Below are 7,591 nucleotides of genomic sequence, written 5' to 3' on the forward strand. Positions count from 1 at the left end.
ACAGCCTTGCCAGCGGCAATTAAAATCGGCACTCAATGACGCGCCGCGACAATCACATTCTCATCCTGATTGACGCGCAAACCTCATCCAGTTTGTCGCGCTACACATCTGAGCGAATGCGAATGAAGGGCAGCTACCTGGTTGCCCACGGCTAGCTCCATATCGCAGCTTGGTCGACGGGCTCCGAAGAACTCATTCGTTTCACTCATGGCCATTCCGGCCATGGGAGAAGCACCATGGGATACTCAGACTTGGACCCTGCCGTGCATGAACGGCGTCCTTGGAATGCAGGTCAGAACGTCGGAGCCAAGCGTCCGCTCAAACCCCGCGACATCTGGGCCATCCGGTTCTACCTCGACGAGCACAGGCGGCTGCGCGATCGGGCGCTGTTTGACTTGGCAATCGACAGCAAGCTGCGCGGATGCGACCTCGTCAAGATCAGGATCGGCGATGTCACCAGCGGGGGAAGCATTCGCAACCGCTCGACGGTCATCCAGCAGAAAACCGGCAGACCGGTGCAGTTCGAGATCATGACTGAAGCCCGAAAGAGTTTGTCGGCGTGGCTTGAACGGCGCCACGGCACCGTCCACGACTTCGTCTTTCCCAGTCGGGTCGACTACCTTGGGCACTTGAGCACGCGTCAGTATGCTCGCCTGGTCGATGAGTGGGTTTCAACGGTGGGGCTGGACAAGCGGGAGTACGGGACGCACTCGTTGCGACGCACGAAGGTATCGCTCATCTACAAGGCGACCGGGAATCTACGGGCGGTGCAGATTTTGTTGGGCCACACCAACATCGAAAACACTGTCCGGTACCTCGGTGTCGACATTGACGATGCGCTGACGCTGTCCGAACGAACCGATATTTGATCTGCCATCGGCTCTTCGATGCTGCCGAGGAGCCGATGGGTCACGTGAACGAGCGGCAGCTATCAAGGCGGCGTTGCAGAGGACTGAATGGCGGCAATGTCGGCGGAGCCGGCGCTCACGCCCCGCGAGAGCCACTGCCGGTGGGAATAATCCGGCTTCAAAAAAGGGGCCTGCTCAGGGCTTTGCGACCTTGGCCAGCCAGGTGTCTATGGTATCCAGCACGAGCCGTTTCGGTCCGAAGACCATCGCATGCCATGCCCCTGGGATGTGGCGGTATTCGTACGGTTTGCCAAGCTGGCGGAGCGCGTCGATGTTACGCGCTGTGGGACCTGAAGGAACCATCCAGTCCTCGTCTCCGAGCAGCCACAGGCCAGGAACGTCGAGGACGCGCAGGTCTGCCACGGGGTCATAATCTGGATAGGGCAAGCGCACGCGCTGCTTCTGTGCCTCAAGGTCCGCCTGGTCCGGCGTCATGCCCTTGGGAATTTTGCCCCGAGTGAAAGCACCGAACACCATGGACAGGCTAGGCTCGCCGTTTGGCGTGTCGGGCGCTCCGATGTGGAACCGCTCATAGCGCAGCTGGGAGTGCGCCGATGTCGTGGGCCCGGACAGCAACACCATGAAAGCGGCATGGCCATTGAGGACCGCAGCGCGAGGTGTGATCCAGCCAGCCTGGCTGGGCCCTACAAAACCCGCCATTCCCGGCCGCACCTCGGGACGCGTGGCCAACCAAGAAAGTGCGGCTGAGGCATCGCTCGCGAGCAGATTGATATTGGCTGGATCTAGAGTGCGGTCCCCGCCCACAAAACGTCCACCGGAATCGCCAACCCCACGTTTGTCGTAGAGCAGCACGGCGAAACCCTGCTGCGCGAAATGGACCGCGTGTGCCGCTTGCATGGTACGCGGCATTGGACCCGAGCCGTGAACCCACACGATACCAGGCGCCTTGCCAGAGCGTTCAGGCAGGTAAAGTGTGCCGACCAGGCGAGTGCCACGATTGTCGAATCTGACGATCTCTTCATGGTAACCGCGCTTCTGCTCCCAGTTTCGCCAGCCGGCAAAGGCCAGCGCCAAGATCGCACAGACCGCAAGGAAGTTACGCCGGCGCTTGCGCTCCGGTCCGCGCGCAAGGGCCCAAGCAATGGCACACACGATTCCCCCGGCGAGCGCCGGTGTCACCGCTGGATCGCCGAACGGGATTGGCGCGATCAAATACAAGGCGGCGGCGATCAGAATTAGAAATGGCCCCAACCAGCGGCCGGCGAACTTCAACGCCGCCCACATCACCACCCCAATCCGGCGCATCATCCCTCACTCCTAACGATGTGATCCGGCAGGAGCTTCACGACCACGCGATCCCACTCGGCAAGGTAGTCGAACCCGCCATCGGTGCGCAGCCATTGGTATTCGAGCCCCATCATCATGGCGTAGATTTCGCGCGCTGTGGCGTCCGGCTCCTTGGTCAAGTCGCGCACTATGCCGCCAAGCCCAGCCATGATGCGGCCTTGCAACTCGGCGAAGTAGTCATGCGCGGGGTGCGCATGGTGAAGGGCCTCGGCCTGCACGACGGCGAACAGTCGCATAAGTTCTGGCTCGGCCGCGGATAGCTCGACCATGCCGCGCAGGAGCGCCAACGCTTTGGCGCGGAGGGCGAAATCGCCCAGCTCCTGCGTGAAGCGTTCGGCCACGGCGCTTAGTGCGGTTTCCATCCGCCGTTCGAATTCCACAAGAACCGCGAGGAAGAGCTCCTCCTTGGTTTTGAAATGATAAAGGAGCCCACCGTTGGTCAGGCCGCAGCGCTTCGCTAGATCTTGGACCGTAAAGCCGAAATAGCCGCGCTCGCCGATGGCGATGATTGCCTCATCAATGATCAACCGGCGCCTGGCTTCAGGACCTTCGCGCTTTCGAACCTTCTCAGCTGCTGTCACTGCGACATCCTCTAACTGACGAAATGGTCAGTATGCGGCGTAATGGCACGGGTCAACCATTCTCATTGCGGCAGAACATTCCAATTCACGACCGGAGTTCGCCAGCGGGAAACTGCCGTTAAGAGTGACGGAACCCCCTCTGACACCGAACGGAATAAAACGGCAGCCATCGTCGAGCGATTCCGGGTGGATGAACGGCAGTATTGTCGGCGCTACCGCCGGCTCAATGGGGCCGCGAGTGCAGGGCAGCATTTCAACATTTTAATTCGCAAGGAGCCATTCCGGAGCCGCCAACGTTGCGGTCGTTCGCATTCATCGCTTTATTGGCAAGATGCGGGCTAAACATCTTTGCTGCGCGACGGCGATGATTGCTGCCGTGACCGGGTGTTCGAGCACCTACGACATACACGCGACTGTCATCGACGGCACGGTCGCCTTTGTCGCCGACACTAACCTTCTCGGTAATCCAGACTGTGTTGGGAGCATCTCGGTCGAAGCTGATGATGGTCCTCCCGCGATACCGGCTCCGGGAGACGATGTGGATGCTGTCCGTCGGGGGACGTACTGGGAGGAAACGTTCGCCTCGCCATCGTGCGAAAATCCCTATCCAGTCAAATATGGTGCAACGCTGATGGGCCCGCCGTTCGTTTACGCGGATGGTCAAACGAAGTCAGTGAAAGCCAAGCCGCTCGTCAGAGGGGTGACCTATACCGTCACCGCGCGAAGTAGTGGGTCTGCATACGGAGGCGGCAAGTTCCGTCTTACGATGAATGGGAAGGTCACAAACCTCCCTCGTTGAGCAGCCGGAATCCACAATTCGAATGTCCGCTCCCCCAACAAACCGGTGGTTCGTGGGCTCGATCAGCGGCATTGATTCCGGCCATTCGGCGTATGCAGTTGGCGGATGAACGTAAGGCGGGTTCCAGGGAACGGTTTCGGCGCCGCGAACGGCGGCTTAGTTGGCGAATGGCGCCTTGCAACTCCCCTTAGGCCAAGAAGCAAAAGATCACCTCTGAAGGGCCGTGGTCAACGCGACCTCGAACATTCCCCTTCCGCGCGGCAACCCATCGGCGATTGTGCAGATTCTGTGAAAGAATTGAAAGAAGCGGTGCAGCCCATTGCAAGTATCCGCTGCGGCGGTAACACCTCTTCCGGGCACATCAGGGGGAATTGAAGGTGAATTTGCGTCACGTATCGCTGGCCGTTCTGGCCATGGTCCCAGGCCCGGCCTTCGCGGGGGAAACGATCCTCTATCAGGCGCATCCGGACTGGGTGAAAGAGGCCTTGTTGCCCGTCGATCAGCCTAGCGGCGCCTCCCCCTTTCTGGTCTTCGACTCGCAACAGCGGGTCGATAACGGCCAGCTCTGGCAGTATCAGGACACGGCGGTGAAGATCACCTCGCCGGAAATGCTGGCGCAGTTCTCCACGGTTGCGGCGCAGTGGTCTCCCCACAAGGGCGACCTCATTGTCCACGATGTTTCCATCCGGCGCGACGGCGAGACGATCGACCTGCTGGCTAAGGGCATGAAGCTGGAAGTGCTGCGACGCGAGGAACTGCTGGAACAGCGCCAGCTGACAGGCATCCTCAGCGCCACCGCCGCGATCGAGGGGTTGCGTGTGGGCGACGTGTTTCGCCTACGCTATTCCGTCACCGTGCGCGACAAGGTGCTGGGCGAACGCGTGCAGAGCACTATCGGCCTGCCCGCCAGTCCCTTCCGCCTGGGCATGGGCCGAGTCCGTGCAATCTGGCCGGTATCTGAGCAGTCGAAGTGGCAAGTCCTGGCCAAGGGTGTGGCGGCCAACCCCACCCGCCACGGCCAGATGGTAGAACTGGAATTCCCCCTGCCCGTCCCCAAGCAGCCGGAAATGCCGCAGGACGCTCCGGCTCGGTTCCAGCCGCTGCCAATCTTCGAACTTTCCACCTTCCGCGACTGGGGAGAGGTTTCGCACACTTTCGCCCCCCTCTATCAGGGCAAGGGCAAGATTACCGATGGCAGCCCGCTGGCGACCGAGGCCGACAAGATCGCCGCTGCCACGCAGGAACCACTCAAGCGCACGCAGGCCGCGTTGCAACTGGTGCAGGATCAGGTCCGCTATCTGGCCCTCAGCATGAACGCCGGCAACTACACTCCGCAGGAGCCGGACGAGACATGGAAACTGCGCTACGGCGACTGCAAGGCTAAGTCGCTCATGTTACTGGCCCTGCTTGACCGGCTGGGCATCAAGGCCGAAGCCGTGCTCGCCAACACCCAGAACGGTCACGCCCTGCTGCGCCGCCTGCCCAGCGCCGGGGCGTTCGACCATGTTCTGGTACGCGCGGAAGTGGGCGGCCAGACGCTGTGGCTGGACGGCACCGGGATCGGCACGCGACTGGAGGATATCCATGATACGCCGGACCTCGGTTATGTGCTGCCGCTACGGACCACCGGCGGCGCCCCGGAAATGTTGGTAACGCACGCCAATGCTCGCCCCGCAGTGGAAGTGTCCATCGATTACGATGAGAGCACCAGCTATGACCTACCGTCGGTTGCAAATGCCACGGTCACGTTCCGTGGCCCCCTGGCGTTGGGAATAGGTCTAGCGGTCAATGCGCTCGCGCCCGATCAGCGTGACGAATTCATCCATCAGCAGATGCAGAAGATGATCGGTGAGGGGCAATACACTGATCTGTCCGTCGAAACGTCGACCGAGAACGCCACCGCCGTGTTCAAGGGGCGCGGCATTCTCACCACCATGTGGCGTGCGCGTGAGCGAACACGGGTGCGCGGCCTGTCAACGCCCCTTTCCAACTTCACCTTCGCGCCCGACCGGGCTCGGGCGGAATGGCGCGACATTCCCGTGGCGACGCGGCCCCCGATCGCTGCCGTCTACCACGTACGCATCCACCTGCCCGATGGCGGCAGGGGCTACACCATGGAAGGCGCAGCGGATATCGATACGACGCTGGGCGGGACCCGCTTCGTCAGTCACGCCGGTCTTGCGGGCGACATCTTCAGACTTGACGAACGAAGCGAAAGCACCGGCGCCGAAGTGCCGGCGGCGCAGATCGCCGTGGACCGCGCCGGGCTGGCCAAGGCTCAGGCGCAGATCGCACGGGTCGTCGCTCCCGCCAACGCCACGCGCCGGTGGGAACTGGCTCGCGCCGCTAAGGGTTCTACCCAGATCGCGGCGATCAATGCCATCCTCAGTGCCAACATGGCGAAAAAGGAACCCACCGCCGATCCGTGGATTGCCCGCGCGAGCCTGCGCAAGGGCACCGGTGACTATAAGGGCGCCCAGGCTGACCTCACCCACGCCATCACTCTTTCGGCCGATGCCGATACCTATCTGCAACGATCCGCCGTCAATCGCGGGCTGGGCGACATTCCGGCGGCCATCGCCGATGCACGCAAAGCGCTGGAACTCGACCCCGCGCTGGACGGCGCAACGCAGATCCTCGCCACGCTTCTGGCGGAAAAAGGCGATCTTGAAGAATCCGGCTCCCTGCTTGACGAGAAGATCGCGTTGGGCGGCGACAACAAGCGCTATTGGGAAATGGGCAAGGTCGAATCGCTGGGCCTCTACGGCGATTCCGGTGAAGCGCTTAAGCTGCTTGATGGCCTGATGGAAATGCGCCCGCACAGCCCCGACCTCCTCAACCTGGCCTGCTGGATCAAGGGCATGCGCGGTGTCGATGTCGACAGTGCGATGCGCCAGTGCTCCAGTGCGATCGAGCTTTCGGCCAGCCCCAGCGGGCCGCTGGACAGTCGCGCGGTCGTCTGGTTTCGCCTCGGCCGCTATGACGATGCCCTGCGCGATCTCGACGCCGTGTTGCGCGACGCGCCCAGCCAGGCGCCGAGCCGCTACATGCGGGGCATCGTTCTTGCTCACCTCGGCCGCGAGGCGGAAAGCAAGAACGAACTAGCCATCGCCCGCAAGCTCGATCCCGGCGTTGACGCGCTCTACATCCGCGTCGGGATCAAACCGTAGGACGCGCGGACAAGCTCGCGGCCTACACCGACCGGTTGTGCTTCATCCTCGTCCGACTCTGCTACCGGAAATCGGTCCCATTCCAGGAGAGCACGTCAATATTGATGCAACAACTCCAAGAAAAAAGGGCGTGACCCGCTGCTTCTCGACGGCTGGTCGACGGTCGATTATCAGCGTTGAACTTACCGTGAATGAGGGCAGCTTTTGACGGCGCCTCACGAGCCTGTGAACGACCGGATTGCTGGCGGATGCCGCTGCGAGCGAAGGCGGGCCTGGAATGGCAGCTAACCCGCATTCGCTAGCCAAGATTGGTCATTCTGGAATCGGCCCAAGGTTACCCAAGAAAGGTCCGAGCGCGCATCTCGGCTTGAAGAAAGCCGCCGCTTGCCAGGCAGCTATCCATCAATCAATCTTGACTTGATTGCCACCCAATCTCATACTACCCCAGTGAATGCCAAACATGATCACAATCATAATGCGATTTTTGTTGGTATTTACTGTACATAAAATGCGTAATTTATATTTTCTTCAAATAGTTGTTTCGGAATATTGAATCCTGCCGCCCCAGCCAGCACTCCTCCCCAAGGCTTCCCGAGAGAACCCAGGACGTCCCGGAAAAATGGCTTAAATACGCCGTTTTCAAGAACCTGCCGTCCCAAGGCATCCCGGTTCGCCCTCTTAAAGCTCGGCCCCTGGTTTGACGAGGGGTTCCGCCTCCAAGGGCAGGGCAATCGGGTGAATTAGCGCGTGACATTTGGTGAGAGTGCTGAATCTGTGAGTCCCCAATTGTTTGATGGGGAGATTTCGGAGATGGCGACGCGGGTC

4 protein-coding genes are annotated in these 7,591 nt (G+C 61.1%); 2 read left to right on the plus strand and 2 right to left on the minus strand.

Features of this window, described 5'->3' with window-relative positions; genetic code table 11:
* Nucleotides 1-236: 236 nt before the first annotated feature.
* Nucleotides 237-869: a tyrosine-type recombinase/integrase gene (locus tag IEX32_RS19865; RefSeq protein WP_188773272.1), complete on the plus strand. Its 633-nt coding sequence runs from the start codon at nucleotides 237-239 to the stop codon at nucleotides 867-869.
* A gap of 174 nt (nucleotides 870-1,043) precedes the next feature.
* Here IEX32_RS19865 and IEX32_RS19870 read toward each other — a convergent pair whose 3' ends face one another.
* Both IEX32_RS19870 and IEX32_RS19875 read right to left on the minus strand, forming a co-directional pair.
* Complete coding sequence (locus tag IEX32_RS19870; RefSeq protein ID WP_188773273.1) at nucleotides 1,044-2,177, minus strand: alpha/beta hydrolase family protein; 1,134 nt, start codon at nucleotides 2,175-2,177, stop codon at nucleotides 1,044-1,046.
* The gene (locus IEX32_RS19875) at nucleotides 2,174-2,797 is read right to left on the minus strand and encodes a TetR/AcrR family transcriptional regulator (RefSeq protein ID WP_188773274.1); all 624 of its coding nucleotides are present in this window, start codon (nucleotides 2,795-2,797) and stop codon (nucleotides 2,174-2,176) included. Before IEX32_RS19875 ends, IEX32_RS19870 begins: the two co-directional genes overlap by 4 nt.
* Before the next feature lie 1,176 nt (nucleotides 2,798-3,973).
* Here IEX32_RS19875 and IEX32_RS19880 point away from each other — a divergent pair.
* Entirely contained in the window at nucleotides 3,974-6,766 is a 2,793-nt protein-coding gene (locus IEX32_RS19880; protein ID WP_188773275.1) for a DUF3857 domain-containing protein, read from the plus strand.
* The last annotated feature ends 825 nt before the right edge of the window (nucleotides 6,767-7,591 follow it).

The sequence above is a fragment of the Novosphingobium endophyticum genome, from assembly GCF_014640675.1.
Taxonomy (GTDB): domain Bacteria; phylum Pseudomonadota; class Alphaproteobacteria; order Sphingomonadales; family Sphingomonadaceae; genus Novosphingobium; species Novosphingobium endophyticum.